The following is a 17,928-nucleotide window of genomic DNA, read 5'->3' as shown; positions in this document are numbered from 1 at the left end:
TATTTAAGGGGACAGGTTATGATAGACATTAAAAATACAAATTATGACTTATTACAAAAACAGCTCTCTAGTCTAATAGAAGATGAAACTAATTTAATTGCTATATTAAGTAATGCCTCTGCGCTTATTAATGACAATATGGATAAAATTAATTGGGTCGGCTTCTATTTAATAGAGGAAAACGAACTTATCTTAGGTCCTTTTCAAGGTCATCCTGCTTGTGTCCACATTCAAATCGGAAAAGGTGTATGCGGAACTGCAGTCTCTACTAATGAAACACAAGTTGTGAAAGATGTCCATCAATTTCCAGGTCACATTGCTTGTGATGCAAATAGTAATTCAGAAATTGTTGTACCAATTCATAAGGATGGTAAAATTATAGGCGTTTTAGATATTGATGCGCCAATAAAAAATAGATTTAATGATCAAGATAGAATAGGATTGGAAAAAATCGTTTCGATTATAGAAAATCAAATATAACTAATTTAGTATAAAAGTATTGACTCTTCTATATAAACTGGTACAATGAAATTTGTGTGAATTAACGAAAATAGCAGTTGTATATTATTGAGCGCTATGTTGTTCCCAATGTGGACGTGTCGTGTAACTGTCGCTATAAGGTGAAGACACATAAAACAACATATCTTAATAAGCATATAACACTCTTTTTTGTTTATTCATAACAACAAAAAAGAAAAAGGAGGAGTCTTATTATGGCTCGATTCAGAGGTTCAAACTGGAAAAAATCTCGTCGCTTAGGTATTTCATTAAGCGGTACAGGTAAAGAATTAGAAAAACGTCCTTACGCACCAGGACAACATGGTCCAAACCAACGTAAAAAATTATCAGAATATGGTTTACAATTACGTGAAAAACAAAAATTACGTTATTCATATGGAATGACAGAACGTCAATTCCGTAACACTTTTGACATCGCTGCTAAACAATACGGTGTACACGGTGAAAACTTCATGATTTTACTTGCAAGTCGTTTAGACGCAGTAGTTTATTCATTAGGTTTAGCACGTACTCGTCGTCAAGCACGTCAATTAGTTAACCATGGTCACATTGAAGTTGATGGCCGTCGCGTAGACATCCCATCATATTCATTAAAACCTGGTCAAGAAATCAGCGTTCGTGAAAAATCACAAAAATTAGATATCATTACTGAGTCTGTTGAAATCAACAACTTCGTACCTGAATATTTAAACTTTGATGCTGACAACTTAAAAGGAACTTTCGTTCGTTTCCCTGAACGTAGCGAGTTACCAGCTGAAATCAATGAACAATTAATCGTTGAGTACTACTCAAGATAATTGGTTTATATTTTCCACCCAATTTCCATTTGGAGATTGGGTGTTTTTTTATATCTTTTAATCTTTAAAAAAGGAGAAACTAACGTTACGTTTGTTTCTCCTCTTCTATTTACAATTTATCTGGTATATCTGTTATAATGCCATCCACTTTTAAGTTGATAAGATGATTTGCATCTTTCGTCTCATTAACTGTATAAGGCATAACCTTTAAATATTCGCTATGTGCTTTGTCCATAAAATGTTTATTTACGAGACTAAAGTTAGGATTTACATAATTGGCTACTTGAGCGATTTCTTTAAAGTTAGGTAACTTATACCAATATTTTTTCTTACTAATTAATACTCCTAATTCATATTCTATTTTCATATCTGAAAGTTTTTTCACACTATTAAAATCAAATGATTGTAAAATCACTTTTTTAGTTGGAACTTTATATTCTTTAAGTTTGTCTACAATCATTGTTTCAATACCTGGGTATTGACTTGGCTTTTTAATTTCAATAAGTAATGTTTTAGAACTATTTGAATGTAATTGTAGCACTTCATCAAATGTGGGAATCTGTACATGATTCGGTTGACCATCATGATTTGATCCGAAATCAAATTGTCTTAACTCATCTAGTGTATAATCTTTTACTTTTCCCTTTCCATTAGAAGTACGATCAATTGTATCATCATGAATTACAACTAGTTTGTTATCTTTAGTATAATGCAAATCAATTTCTAACATATCAATCGGTAAATCTAACGCATGTTGATACCCAATCAATGTATTTTCTGGATAATCTTTAGGTAATCCTCTATGCGCGATTAACTTGAATGATTGGTTTGGTCGTTCAATTGTCATGAGAGTCACCTTTCTTTTAATTTGTTTAGATATATTCTAAACTTAAGTTACCATAATGACACAGGAGGTCAATTTAAATGGTTCAACATGATTTTAAAGTTCAAACAAAATGGCATGGTGGTAGAAATGAAGTTGGCAACGTTACAGGAGATATTATTAATGAGCAAATATCTATACCTAGTACACTTGGCGGAAATGGTGTCGGTACGAATCCAGACGAATTATTAGTTAGTGCTGCCTCTTCATGTTACATTATTTCATTAGCAGCTACACTTGAAAGAGCAGGTTACGATGATATTTCTATAACACAATCATCTATAGGCACTGCTATATTTGAAAATGCTAAATTCAGAATGGATTCCATTACGCATTATCCTGAAATCGAAGTTGCACCACATAATAGAGAAAGTCTTGAAAATCGATTACCTAAATTGTTAAAAATTGCTGACAATAACTGTATGATCTCTAACTCAATTCGCAATAACGTTGCTGTACATATTAAACCAACAATTAAATAATACATTCTAGCTATCAGTTCTTTTGTGATTAATAATAATCGGACTGGTAGCTTTTAATTTTATCTTTTAAATTTTCAGAATATTTGTTAAAATAATTAAATCTTACAGTTGGAGGAATATTTTATGCATTATTATCAACCCCTTTTACTTACACCTGGACCAACCCCTGTACCTGATGAAATTATGGCTCAAATTCAATTACCTATGGTAGGTCATCGTTCTCCCGATTTTGAGACGATTGCTGAAGAAGCATTTAGCGGCTTAAAACCGATATTTGGCGCACAAAACGATATTTTAATATTAACTTCAAGTGGTACAAGCGTACTTGAAGCAAGTATGTTAAATATCGCTAACCCTGACGATCATATTGTCATTATAGTTTCAGGTGCATTTGGTAATCGGTTCAAACAAATAGCTGAAACGTATTATAGCAATGTGCACGTCTTTGAGGTTACTTGGGGAAAATCAGTTAATGTTGACCAGTTTATAGACTATATCAAATCACTAAATGTAAAAATAACAGCTGTGTTCTCTCAATTTTGTGAAACATCAACTGGCGTTTTACACCCTATCCATAAACTAGGAAAATCACTTAAAACATATGATAAAGATATCTTTTTTGTAGTGGATGGCGTTAGCTGTATTGGAGCTGTTGAAGTAGATTTAGTCAAAGACAATATAGATGTCTTAGTTTCAGGTAGTCAGAAAGCTATTATGCTACCTCCTGGATTGGCATTTGTAGCTTATAATGATAGAGCAAAGCAAAGATTTAACGAAGTAACTACACCTAGATTCTATCTTGATTTAAATAAATATATTGATTCAGCAAATAATCACTCAACGCCTTTTACACCTAATGTTGCGCTATTTAGAGGCGTTAATGCATATGTTGATTTGGTTAAACATGAGGGCTTCAACCATGTTATTGAAAGACACTATCTTATAAGAGATGCTCTCCGTGCTGCTTTAACAGCCTTAAACCTTAAATTATTAGTTGATGATGATGATGTAGCTTCCCCTACTGTCACAGCTTTCATTCCTAATACAAAAGATGAACTATCATTAATTAAAAACCAACTTAAATCCCGATTTAATATTACAATTGCCGGAGGACAAGGACATTTAAAAGGGAAAATCCTAAGAATAGGACATATGGGTAAGATTTCTCCATTTGATATATTATCCGTCGTATCAGCTTTAGAACTAATCCTTACTGAAGCAAGAAAAACTAATTATATCGGAACAGGTATATCTAAATTCATGGAGGTGATTCATCATGAGTCATAAAATTTTAGTGTCCGACCCTATTTCAAATGAGGGTATAAAGAGTTTATTGGAAGATGAACAATTTGAAGTTGATATAAAAACCGATTTATCAGAAGATGACTTAATCAATATTATTCCCGAATATGAAGGATTAATTGTACGCAGTCAAACACAAGTTACGAATAAAATCATTCTAGCCGCTTCAAACTTAAAAGTAATTGCAAGAGCTGGCGTGGGCGTAGATAATATCGACATCGACTCAGCTACTTTAAAAGGGATTTTAGTAATCAATGCACCAGACGGTAATACAATATCTGCAACCGAACATTCAATCGCAATGATTTTAGCTATGGCTCGAAATATTCCTCAAGCGCATCAATCTTTAAAATCAGGTGAATGGAACCGTAAAGCTTTTCGTGGTACTGAATTATATAACAAAACATTAGGTGTTATTGGTGCAGGTCGTATTGGTTTAGGTGTAGCCAAACGTGCGCAAAGTTTTGGTATGAATATCTTAGCTTTTGACCCTTATTTAACCGAAGATAAAGCAAAAACATTAGACATTAAATTAGCAACAGTTGACGAAATTGCTGAAAATGCCGACTTTGTCACAGTCCATACGCCACTTACACCTAAAACGAAAGGTATTGTAGGAGAGGCATTTTTCAAAAAAGCTAAGCCAAACTTACAAATTATAAATGTTGCAAGAGGCGGTATTATTGATGAACAAGCACTTGTAAATGCATTAGATCAGTCACTTATTTCTTGGGCAGCAATTGATGTTTTTGAACATGAACCGCCTACAGATTCACCACTAATTGAACACGATAATATTATAGTGACACCTCATTTAGGAGCTTCAACGGTAGAAGCTCAAGAAAAAGTAGCTATATCAGTTTCTAATGAAATGAAAGATATTCTTACAAATGGTACTGTCAAAAATGCCGTTAATGCACCTAAGATGGATTTGAATAACGTAGATCAAAACGTTAAAGATTATTTATCTTTAGCTACAACACTTGGAGAATTTGGAATACAATTATTAAGTGGTGCACCAAGTAAAATTACAATGACTTATGACGGTGATGTTGCAAAAGCAGATACTAGTCTAATTACAAGAACTATAGTTACTCATATATTAAAAGAAGATTTTGCAGATGAAGTTAATATTATAAATGCCCTTGCTTTATTAAATAAACAAGATGTATCATACAATATTGAAAAGAATAAAAATGATTCTGGTTTCAGTAATTATATTGAATTATCATTATCTAATGATAAAGATTCAATTAAAATCGGTGGTACAGTATTAGCCGGTTTCGGTCCTAGAATTGTTAGAATTAATAACTTCTCATTAGATTTTAAACCTAATCAATATCAAATTGTTACATGTCATAATGACCAGCCTGGTATTGTAGGTAAAACTGGAAACTTATTAGGTTCTAAAGGTATAAATATTGCGTCAATGACTTTAGGAAGAACTGATGAAGGTGGACAGGCATTAATGATTCTCTCTATTGATCAACAAGCACCTCAACAAATTATTGAAGAGTTAAATCAAGTCGTACCATTTAATAAAATTATAAGTACCAAGCTAACGATTTAAACCTTAAAATAATTAAAGCTACAGAAATATATGAATGTTGTATCCAGTACATCACTCATGTATTCTGTAGCTTATTTTTATAATAAAATTTGTCTTAATTCACCAACATGATTAATAATATAATCCGCTTCATATGACTCTAATTCTGATTTAGCTTGCTTACCTTTTAATCCTGTTAATGTTCCTATAAAAGTAGCACCAATTTTCTTAGCACTTAATAAATCTGCTAAAGAATCCCCTACTATAAAAACATCTTCTTTATTTACAATATCATTCTGTACCGAAGCATATTTATAATATTCTTCTTCTTTATTACCATTTAATGTAGCAATATAACTAAAAGGATTAGGTTTACCTAATGGCTTATAATTAGGATATAAATTCTCTGCCTTCATCACTTCACTTGCTGTCACAATATTATTATTGTCGAAGTACGGTAACAATTCTAATGATTCAAAAGGCACAAGCGTTTCAGTTCTAGGTCGACCTGTTGCTATTGCAATAAGATAGCCTTCATTTTTCAAATCATTAAACAAACTTTGCAATTCTTCAACTGGACGAATGACAATTTCTTGATGTATAAAGCCATTCTTATCACTTTTATATGCTAATTGACCTTCAACAGTCTCGAATAGGGTTGATCCTAAATACCATTCTTGATATATAGATTGCGTTAAATACCATAATGAACTTTTAAATTCAAATAGTGATACATTACTCACACTAAGCTCACTTTTAGCAAATTCCTTTAAAGATGCAAAAATATTCTCTTTCCCACTATCAACCGAATTTAAAAAAGTAAGTGGTAAATTATAATCAATTTGATAATCTTTGGTTATAGACTGACCTATTAATTGTAATTGCGATGGTTTTATAGACTTTGTTTGTAATACATTTTCAATCTTGTCTAATGGCAGTAGCTTTAAGATTTTAATAAAATGTAGACAAAATACAATATAGAGCATATCCCAATTAGAATTAAGACCTAATGATTTTAATTGATGCAATACTTTATCATTCACAAAGATGTTAGACCTTACATTTGAAATTATGTCATCATCAAGATGGTTTAAATTATTGTTATTATCCAAACCTAAATAATTATTATCCATTAGCAATTCATATACTGTTAATGCCGAAACATCAAAACATCTTTCTTCACTTAAAAATACACCATCAACATCAAATAAAACTGACTTCATCTATCTTACTCCCTTTCAGAAAATTCTGATACTATATAATATACATGGTGAAAATAAATAGAGCAAATTCAAAAATGAATTTGCTCTACTTTAATATTATTGTTCCATTTGTTTTTCAATTTCATCTGCTACTTGTTGAACATGTGTACCTATAATCACTTGCGTAGAATGTTGACCACTTTTAGTTACACCAACAGCTCCAGCGTTCTTGATTTTTTGTTCATCAATGTTTGAATTGTCTTTAAGTTCGAGTCTTAGTCTTGTTGCGCAATTAGTTAAGGTAGTAATATTTTGGCTACCACCTAAACCTTCCAGTATTTGTGAAGCTGACTTAGTATATTTACTTGTTTTAGTTGGTTTACCATTATCATTTTCTTTTTCAATAGCATCTTCGTCTGTTGGATCAGCTAATTCATTATCTCCACGACCAATAGTATTTAAGTTAAATACTTGAATAACAAATCTAAAGATGACGTAGTATAAGATAAAGAATACAACACCTTGTACTAGTAACATGAGTGGATGATTAGATACTGGATTAATTAATGATAATAGATAATCTATAAGACCAGCGCTAAATGAGAATCCTGCTGTCCAATGGAAAAGTGCTGCAATAAATAGTGATAGACCTGTTAAGAAAGCATGAATAACATATAATACAGGTGCTACAAACATAAACGCAAATTCAATAGGTTCAGTGACACCAACGAAGAATGCAGCAATAGCACTTCCTAAAAACCAGCCATAAACTTGCTTTTGTTGTGAAGTTTTAGCAGTATGATACATCGCTAATGCCGCTGCTGGCATACCAAACATCATAATTGGGAAGAAACCAGCTTGATATCGACCTGTTATACCATGAACAGCATCTTTACCAGTTTGGAATTTACCGATATCATTAATGCCAATTGTATCAAACCAAAATACAGTGTTTAATGCATGATGTAGACCAGTTGGAATTAATAGTCGATTCGCTACACCATATATAAAGGCTCCAAATGGCCCCATACCTACAATCCATGTTCCAAATGTCATGATTGCACCATATACAACTGGCCAAACAAATAATAATATAATTGCTAAGAAAGTACAGAAAAAGGCTGTTAGTATTGGAACTAAACGTTTCCCACTAAAGAACGATAATGCAACTGGTAATTCAGTGTCACTAAATTTATTATAGGTATATGCTGCAATTAAACCAATAATAATACCTACAAAAACATTAGCATTATCCATTTTTTCAAATGATAAATCTATGGAACTTTGTTTCATATGTAAAATAGGTGCTAAATTTTTAGGTGATAGTACTTGTGTAACAACAAAGAAACCTAATGCTGCGGCAAGTGCAACGGCACCATCATTTTTCTTAGCCATACCAATTGCTACACCAATGGCAAATAGTATTCCCAATTGCCCTAAAATAGTTGTACCCACTGCTACAAAAAATAGAGCTACTTGAGGTAAAACATGTAATGCATTAAGTGCGTTACCAATCCCTACTATAATCGCTGCAGCAGGTAAGACAGCAACAGGAAGCATTAATGAACGACCTAAGTTCTGAAAAAATTTATACATTCAATTCTCCCCTTTTCGATTGAATTACAACAATTATGTATTTGATATCCAAAACTATATAATTCAACGTTATTTATAGTTAATATTTAATGAAAGCGTTCTTAAATGCCGTCACATCAATTATTATCCTTAAATATTGTATCAGAATAAGAAGATAATTAAAATTGCTAATACGCTCTAATTATGAACTTTTCAAGATATTTAATTAGTTATTTTTTGAAATCTTTCTTTTTAATTCGAAAAAAAGATATTAAATACATCTATAAATAGCTTAATATTTAACTTTATATTAATTCATTTAAAATAAATTATACAAAATGTATTATACACAACATTTTGTTTGTTTGATAAAATAAAGTCAATATTTAAGGAGGATGGTGCAACGTGAAAAAGTTTTTAGTTTTAATTTCAATTTTAAGTATATTATTAGTAGCATGTTCTAGTAGCCCTACTAAACAAGCTGAAGGAAAATGGCAAAATAGTGATGGAGATATCATTACGATTAAAGGTGAATCACTCAAAGTCACTATTGACGGTATGTCACTTGAAGGGTCTATTAAAGATGATAAAGACCATAAAAATTTAGCTAAAGCAAATTTAGGCGGAGAAACAGGATATTTAAAAGTGGGTAAAAAGGCAATATATACGATTGACTCGCCTGATGATAAACCAGACAGTGAAGATAAATTCGAGAAAATTAAACAATAAGTTTAGTTTTACAATTGTTAGTACTTATTTATTTTATTAATATCACTGAAAATTAAAAGGTTGGATAATGATTTATTCGTACTTGAATCATTATCCAACCTTTATTGTTTTACTATAAATTTTTAGCTATTTCATTTAATTCTTTTTGAAGCACAGTTGTTCTACGTTCAATTTCTTTAGTTAAATATTCTACTTTTTCATTTCTCTTTAACTCTTTAGGAATATCACTTGTATCAATTGGCTCTCCAAATTTAAGTAAAGCTTGCCCAGTCACTAATCCATGTAATGCTTTAGGTCCTACATATGCAGCTGGTAAAATAGGTGCTTTACCTAACATAGCTATTGTAGCTGCACCTCTTTTTAATGGTGCACCTTCCATTGATGTTCTATGACCTGTTGGGAATATGCCTACAGTTTTATTTTCTTTTAGTAATTTAATTGGTCGTTTCAATGTACTTGGACCTGGGTTTTCTCTATCAACAGGAAACGCATTTAATGAGCTCAGGAATTTCCCGCCCCATTTATTACTAAATAATTCTTTCTTAGCCATATAGTTAATTTGATTTGGATAAATTGCCATACCTAACATTATAACCTCGTTATAACTTTCATGTGTACAAGTCACAACATAATTATTGTCTTTGGGAATGTTTTCTTTACCAATAACAAATAGTGATTTGCCTAATTTAACTAAAATAAAATATAAAATACTACTTATCACTTTATACATCGTTACACCTACTTATATAGTTTTCTATTTAACATATAGATTTTATCATTTACCTGCAATATGAACAAGATAACTTCTAAATAAGTCTAAAGTCTGATAGCAGAAGACTAGCGTTTTTGTGAAAAAAATTACATAATTAAGAGTAGAGATTATTAAAATTGGAGGTCAAATATGTCAGATTATACACAATCGAATCAATCTTATGATTCTCAACAACAACCATCTCGATATAATAAACCTAAGTTTCCGTGGTTTAAAACCATTTTAGTTGCATTAATTGCAGGTATTATTGGTGCCTTACTCGTTCTTGGAATTGGTAAGATACTTAATCAAACTGTATTAAATCATGATGGTGCAACGGTTAATGAAGCGTCAAATAGTAAAGGCGGTAATCAATTAGATGGAAAAAGTGATAAATATGATTCTGTCCATGAGATGATTAAAGATGTTTCTCCAGCTATTGTTGGAGTTATTAATATGCAAAAATCAAATAACCTTGATGATTTATTAAAAGGAAAAACTTCTAAACCAGAAGAAGCTGGTATAGGTTCAGGTGTTATTTATCAAATTAGTGACGGTTCTGCTTATATCGTAACAAATAACCATGTTATTGATGGTGCATCTGAGATAAAAGTACAATTACACAATTCAAAACAAGTTAAAGCTAAACTTGTCGGCAAAGATGCTGTTACAGACATTGCTGTATTAAAAATAGATAATACTAAAGGTATCAAATCAATCGATTTTGCAAATTCATCAAAAGTTCAAACAGGAGATAGCGTGTTTGCAATGGGTAACCCACTCGGTTTAGAATTTGCAAATTCAGTCACATCTGGTATTATTTCTGCAAATGAACGCACAATTGATGCTAATACGACTGGTGGCAATACAAAAGTAAATGTACTTCAAACTGATGCAGCGATCAACCCAGGTAATTCTGGTGGTGCACTTGTAGATATTAATGGTAATTTAGTTGGTATCAACTCAATGAAAATTGCATCTGAACAAGTCGAAGGAATTGGATTTGCTATTCCTAGTAATGAAGTAAAAGTTACAATTGAGCAATTAGTTAAGCATGGGAAAATCGAACGTCCATCTATTGGTATAGGATTAATCAATTTACAAGATATCCCTGAATCATACAGAAAAGAAATGAATACCGATAGTCAATCTGGTGTTTATGTTGCTAAAGTGAGTCATGATAGTAACCTTAAAAAAGGTGATATTATAACAAAAGTTGATAATAAAACTGTTAAAGAAGATACTGATCTAAGAACTTATTTATATGAACATAAGAAACCCGGAGAGCATATTAAATTAACAGTTATCCGAGATGGTAAAACTAAAAGTATTGATGTTAAATTAAAAAAACAAACACAAACATCTACACAGTCATCTTCAGAAAGACAAAGTCAATTTGCACAATAATAGTAAAACAAGGTATTGATGAAATTAAGATTCATCAATACCTTGTTTATTTTTAGTTAAAAATAAGGCTGGAATTAATATAAATAAAATAGCTATCACAGAAACCACAAATCCTTCATGAAATCCTGTTAATTGCTTACTGATAACATCATGCATAGCAGATTTTGAAATGTTAGAAGCGACTACAGTAGCGATAATGGCTGTTCCAAAACTAGCACCAACATTCTCTATCATATTGATGCCAACACCAGCCTCTGATAATTGTGATTCTGACACACCTTTATATGCATCTGCCATCAATCCAAGATTTATACCACCCACGCTACATCCTCGAATAAATAATATTAGAGATATCCACCAGATAGATGTATGTTGATCTACAAAAGCTAATGGTAAAGTGCCGATAATAGCAATCACAATACTTATCATAATAACGTATTTTGCACCTATTCTATCAATATATTTACCTATATATGGACGTGTGATCAACATCCCTACCCCTTGAGGTATTAATGCTAAAGCTGCTTCGATTGCAGAATAATGTTTAAAAGATTGAAAGAATAACGGCAGTATAACCATTGGTCCCATAATACCTATATTAGCCAAAAGTAATCCTAACATTGAAGCTGAGTAAGTTTTACTTTTAAATAAGTTAATAGGTAATATCGTATTAAATTGATTTCTTAAATTATAAATGACATAACCAACAATAAATATCACACCTACAGTTATACAAAAGACTGCTAAAGGATCCAAAAATGTACCTTTATCTCCTGCTTCGGTGATACCATATATTAAACTTGTACTAATAATTCCTAACATAGCAATTCCAATAGCGTCTAACGATTTATCTTTGTTAAATGGTTTAAAAGATGGTACGTATTTCATCATAAGTGGTACCGAAATAACAGTTACTAATATATTAATAAAAAACATCCATCTCCAAGATGCAAAGTGAATAATAAAACCACCTAACGTAGGTCCTAATATAGGTCCAAAGATCATTGGGGTGCTTACAATAGCCATTACCTTACCTATATGTTCTTGACCTGCAGTCTTAACTAATAAAGTAAACATAAGAGAAGTGATAACACCTGCGCTAAAACCTTGAACAATTCTAAATAGAATAAATACGTTAACTGAATTACTAAGTCCAACCATTAATGAAGTTAAACCGAATAATGACATTGCTATTATAAATACATTTTTACTATTGAATTGATTCATTAACCAACCAGAGAATGGAATAGCAATAGCTAAAGCTAGAATATATCCTGTAATTCCCCATTGAACAATATCAATACTAGTATGAAATGTTTGGTTTAATTGTTTGATACCAATGTTGATCATCGTTGAATCTAACATTGGAGCGATAGCACCTATAGCAATAGCCCATGCTGCATACCTCGTTTCTTTTGGAATTTGTTGACTTTGTGCTTTATATTCTGACATAAGTGACTCCTTTTTGTTTCTACGTCAACAAATTTACACCTATTTTGTTTCCTTGTCAACAATAAAAATTTGAAAAATAAAAATGAGGCATCAATAATGCCTCATTCTCGAAACTATAACTTTCTAAATTTATTTAAAGTTGTAATTCATTTTTCTTAATTTCATCATCTAAATGGTTATTATATCTTTCAATAAATTGATATATACTATCAAATTCTTCTTGTGATAAATTGTCGAATACCACTCGATCTCTTGCTTCAAACTTAGCATGTAGTTGCTGATGTGTGTTATAAACTTGTTGACCTTTTGGTGTAAGTCGAAAATATATTTCTTTTTTATTACTATCGCTTCGATAACTTTCAATCAACGATTTTGTTTGAAGACGTTTTGTCAATTTACTTATGGCACCTCTTGTCATAAATAATTGTTCAGTTAAACTTTTAACATTAGGGTTTTTTAAGTCATGTATGGCTTCAATACAATGAACTTCACTTGATTTGTATTCTTTTAGAGCTTCTTGCATTTCATCTTTATTTAGCCAAGCAATTTTATTAAACATGTTTCTCAACCCTATCATGATGACTTCTTCTTTATTCAAGTTTTAACCTCCCACACACCAATTTAGATCTTTAGGTAATTGATTCATGATCTTAAATAAGTTATTTGTAATTAACCATAAAGTATTTCTTTTTACCTCTACGAATAATAGTAAATTCGTCTTCGATTTTGTCTTGATCTGAAAGTTCATAATTTACATCTTGTTGACGTTCACCATTAATATAAATTGCGCCATTATTAACATCTTCACGCGCTTGACGTTTTGAAGTAGCAATTCCTGTTTCAATTAATGCTTCAATAATATTTGTAGTTTCTTTAGATAATTCAACTTGAGGTACATCTTTGAAACCTTCTTTTAATTCTTTAGCTGATAATGATTTTAAATCTCCACTAAATAATGCTTGTGAAATTCTAATGGCATCGTTTAAAGCAGCCTCACCATGGATAAAACGAGTTACATTTTCAGCTAATGCTTTTTGTGCTTCACGTTTATGTGGTGCTTCCTCTTTAGATTGTTCTAATTGATCAATCTCTTCTTTGCTTAAGAAAGTAAAGTATTTTAAGAATTTTATTACATCTTCATCTGATTGGTTTATCCAAAATTGATAAAACTCGTAAGGGCTTGTCTTTTCTGCATCTAACCAAACAGCACCAGATTCTGATTTACCAAATTTCTTACCATCAGATTTAGTTACTAGAGGAATAGTTAAACCATATGCTTCAGTTTGTCCATACATACGTCTCATTAATTCGATACCACTTGTAATATTACCCCATTGATCTGAACCACCTACTTGGATTTTACAATTTAATTCACGGTTCAAATGACCAAAGTCAATTGCTTGTAAAATAGTATATGTGAACTCTGTATAAGAAATACCATGTTCTAATCTTGTTTGAATAGAATCTTTTCCTAGCATATAGTTAACACCAACATGTTTACCATAGTCACGTAAAAAGCTAATTAACGAGATTTGCCCCAACCAATCTTTATTGTTAACTAAAGTTGCACCTTTATCTGTACCGAACTCAAATAGTTTATGCATTTGTTGACTAATACCTTGTACATTAGCTTCTACTTGTTCTTCGGTTTGTAATACACGTTCTTCTGATTTACCAGATGGATCACCAATCATACCTGTACCGCCACCGATTAATACAATCGGACGATGACCATGTTCTTGGAAACGTCTTAAAGTTAGAAATGGAAGCAAATGACCAATGTGTAAACTATCTGCTGTTGGGTCTGCACCACAATATAAAGCTACTTGTTCTTTATTTAATAATTCTTCAATTCCCGCTTCATCAGTTTGTTGATATATAAGTCCACGCCATTTTAAATCTTCAATTAATGCATTTGACATTATTCAATTCCTCCTAAAAATATTCTTTTATTATCATAAGTTTAGATGTAAGTGTGATTGAAAGATAAGCCTTTTAAGTTTAAATGGTTCATATCATATTTTACTGAATATCTAAATATCAATAACTTTCAAAGTTACTATAATCAAAAGTGTATTAGATATACAATTAAACAAAAAAATGCCCCTACATCTCATCAATGTAAGGGCGCATTTGCACGGTACCACCATACTTAAATTTAGGCTTCATAAGTGAATCATCCACAATTCTAAAACTAATTCATTTGGTATAATACTCAAACGTTTAGTTATCTAAGTGTCCAAAATTGTTGGATATTCTTTAACCTAATATCTCTCTTAATGATACGTTCATTAATCAAACGTCAGACTTGTAATAAAAAGGTGTATTCACAAAATAGAAAATATTAGTTCACAGCAACCACTAACTCTCTGAAATTCTCTACAAAGTTACTTGTCCTTCATCTGAAACCTATGTATTTGAATCTAATTATAGTTAACATTATTTTAAAAGTCAACTTACCGAGTATGATATAATAAGCTAAAATAAGGAGGTTTGCTATGGATAATATGAAACAACATCGGCAACATGATAATTTGTTTCGATTTGAAAAATTATATAAACGAATTAAACACATCATTGTTTCAGTTTTTATAATCGGTGTAGTGTTTACACTTATTATCTTATTAGCTGCCCTAGTTTATTTTCACCAACTAACTAAAGAAGCATCATCAATAAGTGATAATGCATTAAAACATAAAGTCATTCACTTTGCTGGAGATGATTTAATTAATTATAAAAACAAGGACATCTTATATGAATATGATCATTCACTTAATCCATTAATAGTAGGTCCTAAACATGTGAATCCAGATGTTATTAAAGCGCTAACGTCTTCAGAAGATACTTTATTTTTCCAGCATAACGGCATTCTTCCAAAAGCCATTTTAAGAGCAATGTTTCAAGATTTATCTCAGAAAGAACATAGTTCTGGTGGCAGCACCATTACACAACAATTAGTTAAAAATCAAGTGTTAACTAATGAAAAAACATATAGTCGTAAGGCTAATGAAATTATACTAGCTCAACGACTTGAAGATATATTAAGCAAAAAGGAAATTATCTACACCTATTTAAATATTGTTCCATTTGGACGAGATTATAACGGTGCTAATATCACTGGTATTTCATCTGCATCTTATAGTTTATTCGGTGTTTCAGCGGAACATTTAAATATCGCTCAATCCGCTTATCTTATTGGGTTATTACAAAGTCCATATGGTTATACACCCTATGACGAAAATGGTAACTTAAAACCTGCAAATGAAATTGAATATAGCATAAAAAGACAACATTATGTTCTAAAACGTATGCTAGTAGAAGAAAAAATTACAAAGGCAGAATATCAAAAAGCAAAACAATATAATATTAAAACTCATTTATTAACTAAACCTAAAAAATCATCAAATTAAAAATAACCCCTTGATAATATTCAATAAATTATCAAGGGGTTAACTATATATTTTAGAATAATCCTATTGCATGTCCATCATCAGTTACGTCCATGTTTAATGCAGCAGGTTTTTTAGGTAAACCTGGCATTGTCATAATTGCACCTGTCAATGCAACGATAAATCCTGCACCAGTTTTAGCTTCTAATTCACGGATTGTGATTTCGAAATCACTTGGTGCTCCTAATGCTGTTTGATCATCACTAAATGAGTATTGTGTTTTAGCCATACAAATTGGGTAATGATCCCAACCATTATCTTTAAATTGTTTTAATTGTTTTTGAGCTTTACTAGTGAATGTTACTTTTGAACCGCCATAAATTTCTTTAACAATTGTTTCAATTTTATCTTCTAGTGGTTGTTCTAATTCATAAAGTGGTTTGAAATTTTGTGGTTGATCTAGAACTTCTAGAACTTCATTAGCGAGGTCAACTCCGCCTTTGCCACCTTTTTCCCAAACTTCAGTTAGAGCAATTCTTACGCCATTTTCTTTTGCCCATGATTTAACAAATTCTACTTCAGCATCTGTATCATGAATGAATGCATTAATTGCAATAATTGGTTCTACACCAAATTTTTTAATATTATTAACGTGTCGTTCTAAGTTAACAATACCAGCTTTAACTGCATCTACATTTTCTTCTTTCAAGGTATCCTTAGTGACTCCGCCATGCATTTTTAAAGCACGAACTGTTGCCACTAAGACGACAGCTGAAGGTTCGAAACCAGCTTCACGGGCTTTGATATCCATAAATTTCTCAGCACCTAAATCTGAACCAAAGCCTGCTTCTGTGACAACAATATCAGCTAAGTCTCTCGCTGTTTCTGTAGCTAAAATAGAATTACAACCATGTGCAATGTTAGCGAATGGGCCACCATGAACTAATGCAGGTGTACCTTCAATTGTCTGTACTAAGTTAGGTTTAATTGCATCTTTTATAATCATAGCTAATGCGCCTTCAACTTTTAAATCTGCAACGGTAACTGGTTTACGATCGCGTGTATATCCAATTGTTATTTTACTTATTTTTTCTCTTAAATCTTTAATATTACGACTTAAACATAAAATAGCCATAATTTCTGAGGCAACAGTAATATTAAATCCATCTTCACGTGGCACACCGTTAGTTGGACCACCTAAACCAACGTTTACATGACGTAGTGCACGATCATTCATGTCTAGAACACGTTTCCATTCAATTCTACGTTGATCTATGCCTAAGTCATTACCTTGGTGTATATGGTTATCTATGAAAGCAGATAAAGCATTATTTGCAGTAGTAATAGCATGGAAATCACCATTAAAATGTAAGTTAATATCTTCCATTGGTAATACTTGTGCATAACCGCCGCCTGTTGCGCCACCTTTAATACCAAAAGTAGGTCCTAAAGCAGGTTCACGTAAAGCTACCATGACACTTTTCTTTAGTTCATGGAAAGCATCTGATAATCCTACTGTTACTGTTGATTTACCCTCTCCAGCTGGAGTTGGACTCATAGCAGTTACTAATACTACTTTACCTTTATTGTCTTTAGGTTTAATTTGGTTTATATCAATTTTAGCTTTATAATGTCCATATTGTTCTAAAGCTTCATCTGAAATTCCTGCCTCATTAGCAATTTCACTAATAGGTCTTAATTTTGATTGGTTTGCAATTTCTAAATCTGATAAATGTTCCAACTTATTTCAACCCCTTATAAATATTTATAAAATTATAAAAATAAGTGTAAGAATCAGTTATGTACATGATTCAGTTGCTCTTACATCTTTAATAATAACCGACTTATTTATTGATGTCGAATATTTGATAGCGTTTTCAAAAATACCATT

At 31.5% G+C, this 17,928-nt stretch carries 16 protein-coding genes; 8 read left to right on the top strand and 8 right to left on the bottom strand.

Annotation, left to right across the window (positions count from 1 at the left end; all coding sequences use genetic code 11):
- The first annotated feature begins 18 nt into the window (after positions 1 to 18).
- Positions 19 to 480, top strand: coding sequence for a GAF domain-containing protein (locus LFT63_RS00720; protein ID WP_029055661.1), 462 nt, complete (start codon positions 19 to 21; stop codon positions 478 to 480).
- A 233-nt stretch (positions 481 to 713) separates the two neighbouring features.
- Positions 714 to 1,316, top strand: a complete 603-nt coding sequence (rpsD, locus tag LFT63_RS00715; protein ID WP_340767757.1) for a 30S ribosomal protein S4 — start codon at positions 714 to 716, stop codon at positions 1,314 to 1,316.
- Between the two features lie 109 nt (positions 1,317 to 1,425).
- Here the strand turns inward: rpsD and LFT63_RS00710 are convergent, their stop codons facing one another.
- Positions 1,426 to 2,163: a glycerophosphodiester phosphodiesterase gene (locus LFT63_RS00710; protein ID WP_029055660.1), complete on the bottom strand. Its 738-nt coding sequence runs from the start codon at positions 2,161 to 2,163 to the stop codon at positions 1,426 to 1,428.
- A gap of 77 nt (positions 2,164 to 2,240) precedes the next feature.
- Here LFT63_RS00710 and LFT63_RS00705 point away from each other — a divergent pair, with 77 nt between their 5' ends.
- The 3 genes from LFT63_RS00705 (at position 2,241) to serA (ending at position 5,553) form a co-directional block, all read left to right on the top strand.
- A complete protein-coding gene (locus LFT63_RS00705; protein ID WP_029055659.1) occupies positions 2,241 to 2,681 on the top strand; it encodes an OsmC family protein in 441 nt (146 codons plus the stop codon).
- A 123-nt stretch (positions 2,682 to 2,804) separates the two neighbouring features.
- Positions 2,805 to 3,968 (top strand): pyridoxal-phosphate-dependent aminotransferase family protein, encoded by a 1,164-nt coding sequence (locus LFT63_RS00700; protein WP_029055658.1) that lies wholly within the window; start codon positions 2,805 to 2,807, stop codon positions 3,966 to 3,968.
- Positions 3,958 to 5,553 carry a phosphoglycerate dehydrogenase gene (gene serA / locus LFT63_RS00695; RefSeq protein WP_218047232.1) on the top strand — a complete coding sequence of 532 codons (1,596 nt, stop codon included), beginning with the start codon at positions 3,958 to 3,960 and terminating at the stop codon, positions 5,551 to 5,553. The genes LFT63_RS00700 and serA overlap by 11 nt, the downstream gene beginning before the upstream one ends.
- Positions 5,554 to 5,630: 77 nt before the next feature.
- On the opposite strand, the gene LFT63_RS00690 is transcribed toward serA, so the two are convergent.
- Positions 5,631 to 6,755: an HAD family hydrolase gene (locus LFT63_RS00690; protein WP_029055656.1), complete on the bottom strand. Its 1,125-nt coding sequence runs from the start codon at positions 6,753 to 6,755 to the stop codon at positions 5,631 to 5,633.
- 96 nt (positions 6,756 to 6,851) lie between these two features.
- A complete protein-coding gene (gene nagE, locus LFT63_RS00685) occupies positions 6,852 to 8,330 on the bottom strand; it encodes an N-acetylglucosamine-specific PTS transporter subunit IIBC (protein ID WP_046466810.1) in 1,479 nt (492 codons plus the stop codon).
- A gap of 384 nt (positions 8,331 to 8,714) precedes the next feature.
- Here nagE and LFT63_RS00680 point away from each other — a divergent pair, with 384 nt between their 5' ends.
- Positions 8,715 to 9,038: a hypothetical protein gene (locus LFT63_RS00680; protein ID WP_017638245.1), complete on the top strand. Its 324-nt coding sequence runs from the start codon at positions 8,715 to 8,717 to the stop codon at positions 9,036 to 9,038.
- A gap of 112 nt (positions 9,039 to 9,150) precedes the next feature.
- Here the strand turns inward: LFT63_RS00680 and LFT63_RS00675 are convergent, their stop codons facing one another.
- On the bottom strand, positions 9,151 to 9,768 hold the full coding sequence (locus LFT63_RS00675) for a lysophospholipid acyltransferase family protein (protein ID WP_340767754.1): 618 nt from the start codon (positions 9,766 to 9,768) through the stop codon (positions 9,151 to 9,153).
- Positions 9,769 to 9,939: 171 nt separating this feature from the next.
- Here LFT63_RS00675 and LFT63_RS00670 point away from each other — a divergent pair, with 171 nt between their 5' ends.
- Complete coding sequence (locus LFT63_RS00670; RefSeq protein ID WP_017638247.1) at positions 9,940 to 11,196, top strand: S1C family serine protease; 1,257 nt, start codon at positions 9,940 to 9,942, stop codon at positions 11,194 to 11,196.
- 24 nt (positions 11,197 to 11,220) lie between these two features.
- On the opposite strand, the gene LFT63_RS00665 is transcribed toward LFT63_RS00670, so the two are convergent.
- The 3 genes from LFT63_RS00665 to tyrS form a co-directional block, all read right to left on the bottom strand.
- Positions 11,221 to 12,648 (bottom strand): MDR family MFS transporter, encoded by a 1,428-nt coding sequence (locus LFT63_RS00665; RefSeq protein ID WP_340767753.1) that lies wholly within the window; start codon positions 12,646 to 12,648, stop codon positions 11,221 to 11,223.
- A gap of 133 nt (positions 12,649 to 12,781) precedes the next feature.
- On the bottom strand, positions 12,782 to 13,246 hold the full coding sequence (locus LFT63_RS00660) for a MarR family transcriptional regulator (protein ID WP_017638249.1): 465 nt from the start codon (positions 13,244 to 13,246) through the stop codon (positions 12,782 to 12,784).
- Positions 13,247 to 13,307: 61 nt separating this feature from the next.
- Positions 13,308 to 14,570 carry a tyrosine--tRNA ligase gene (gene tyrS / locus LFT63_RS00655; RefSeq protein ID WP_017638250.1) on the bottom strand — a complete coding sequence of 421 codons (1,263 nt, stop codon included), beginning with the start codon at positions 14,568 to 14,570 and terminating at the stop codon, positions 13,308 to 13,310.
- A 576-nt stretch (positions 14,571 to 15,146) separates the two neighbouring features.
- Here tyrS and LFT63_RS00650 point away from each other — a divergent pair.
- On the top strand, positions 15,147 to 16,058 hold the full coding sequence (locus LFT63_RS00650; protein WP_340767752.1) for a transglycosylase domain-containing protein: 912 nt from the start codon (positions 15,147 to 15,149) through the stop codon (positions 16,056 to 16,058).
- A 52-nt stretch (positions 16,059 to 16,110) separates the two neighbouring features.
- Here LFT63_RS00650 and LFT63_RS00645 read toward each other — a convergent pair whose 3' ends face one another.
- A complete protein-coding gene (locus LFT63_RS00645; protein ID WP_340767751.1) occupies positions 16,111 to 17,778 on the bottom strand; it encodes a formate--tetrahydrofolate ligase in 1,668 nt (555 codons plus the stop codon).
- Positions 17,779 to 17,928: the final 150 nt, after the last annotated feature.

The organism is Staphylococcus sp. FSL H8-0121, assembly GCF_038008425.1.
In the GTDB taxonomy this organism is placed as follows: Bacteria; Bacillota; Bacilli; order Staphylococcales; family Staphylococcaceae; genus Staphylococcus; species Staphylococcus pasteuri.
This window is presented reverse-complemented; position numbering and strand designations above follow the sequence as displayed.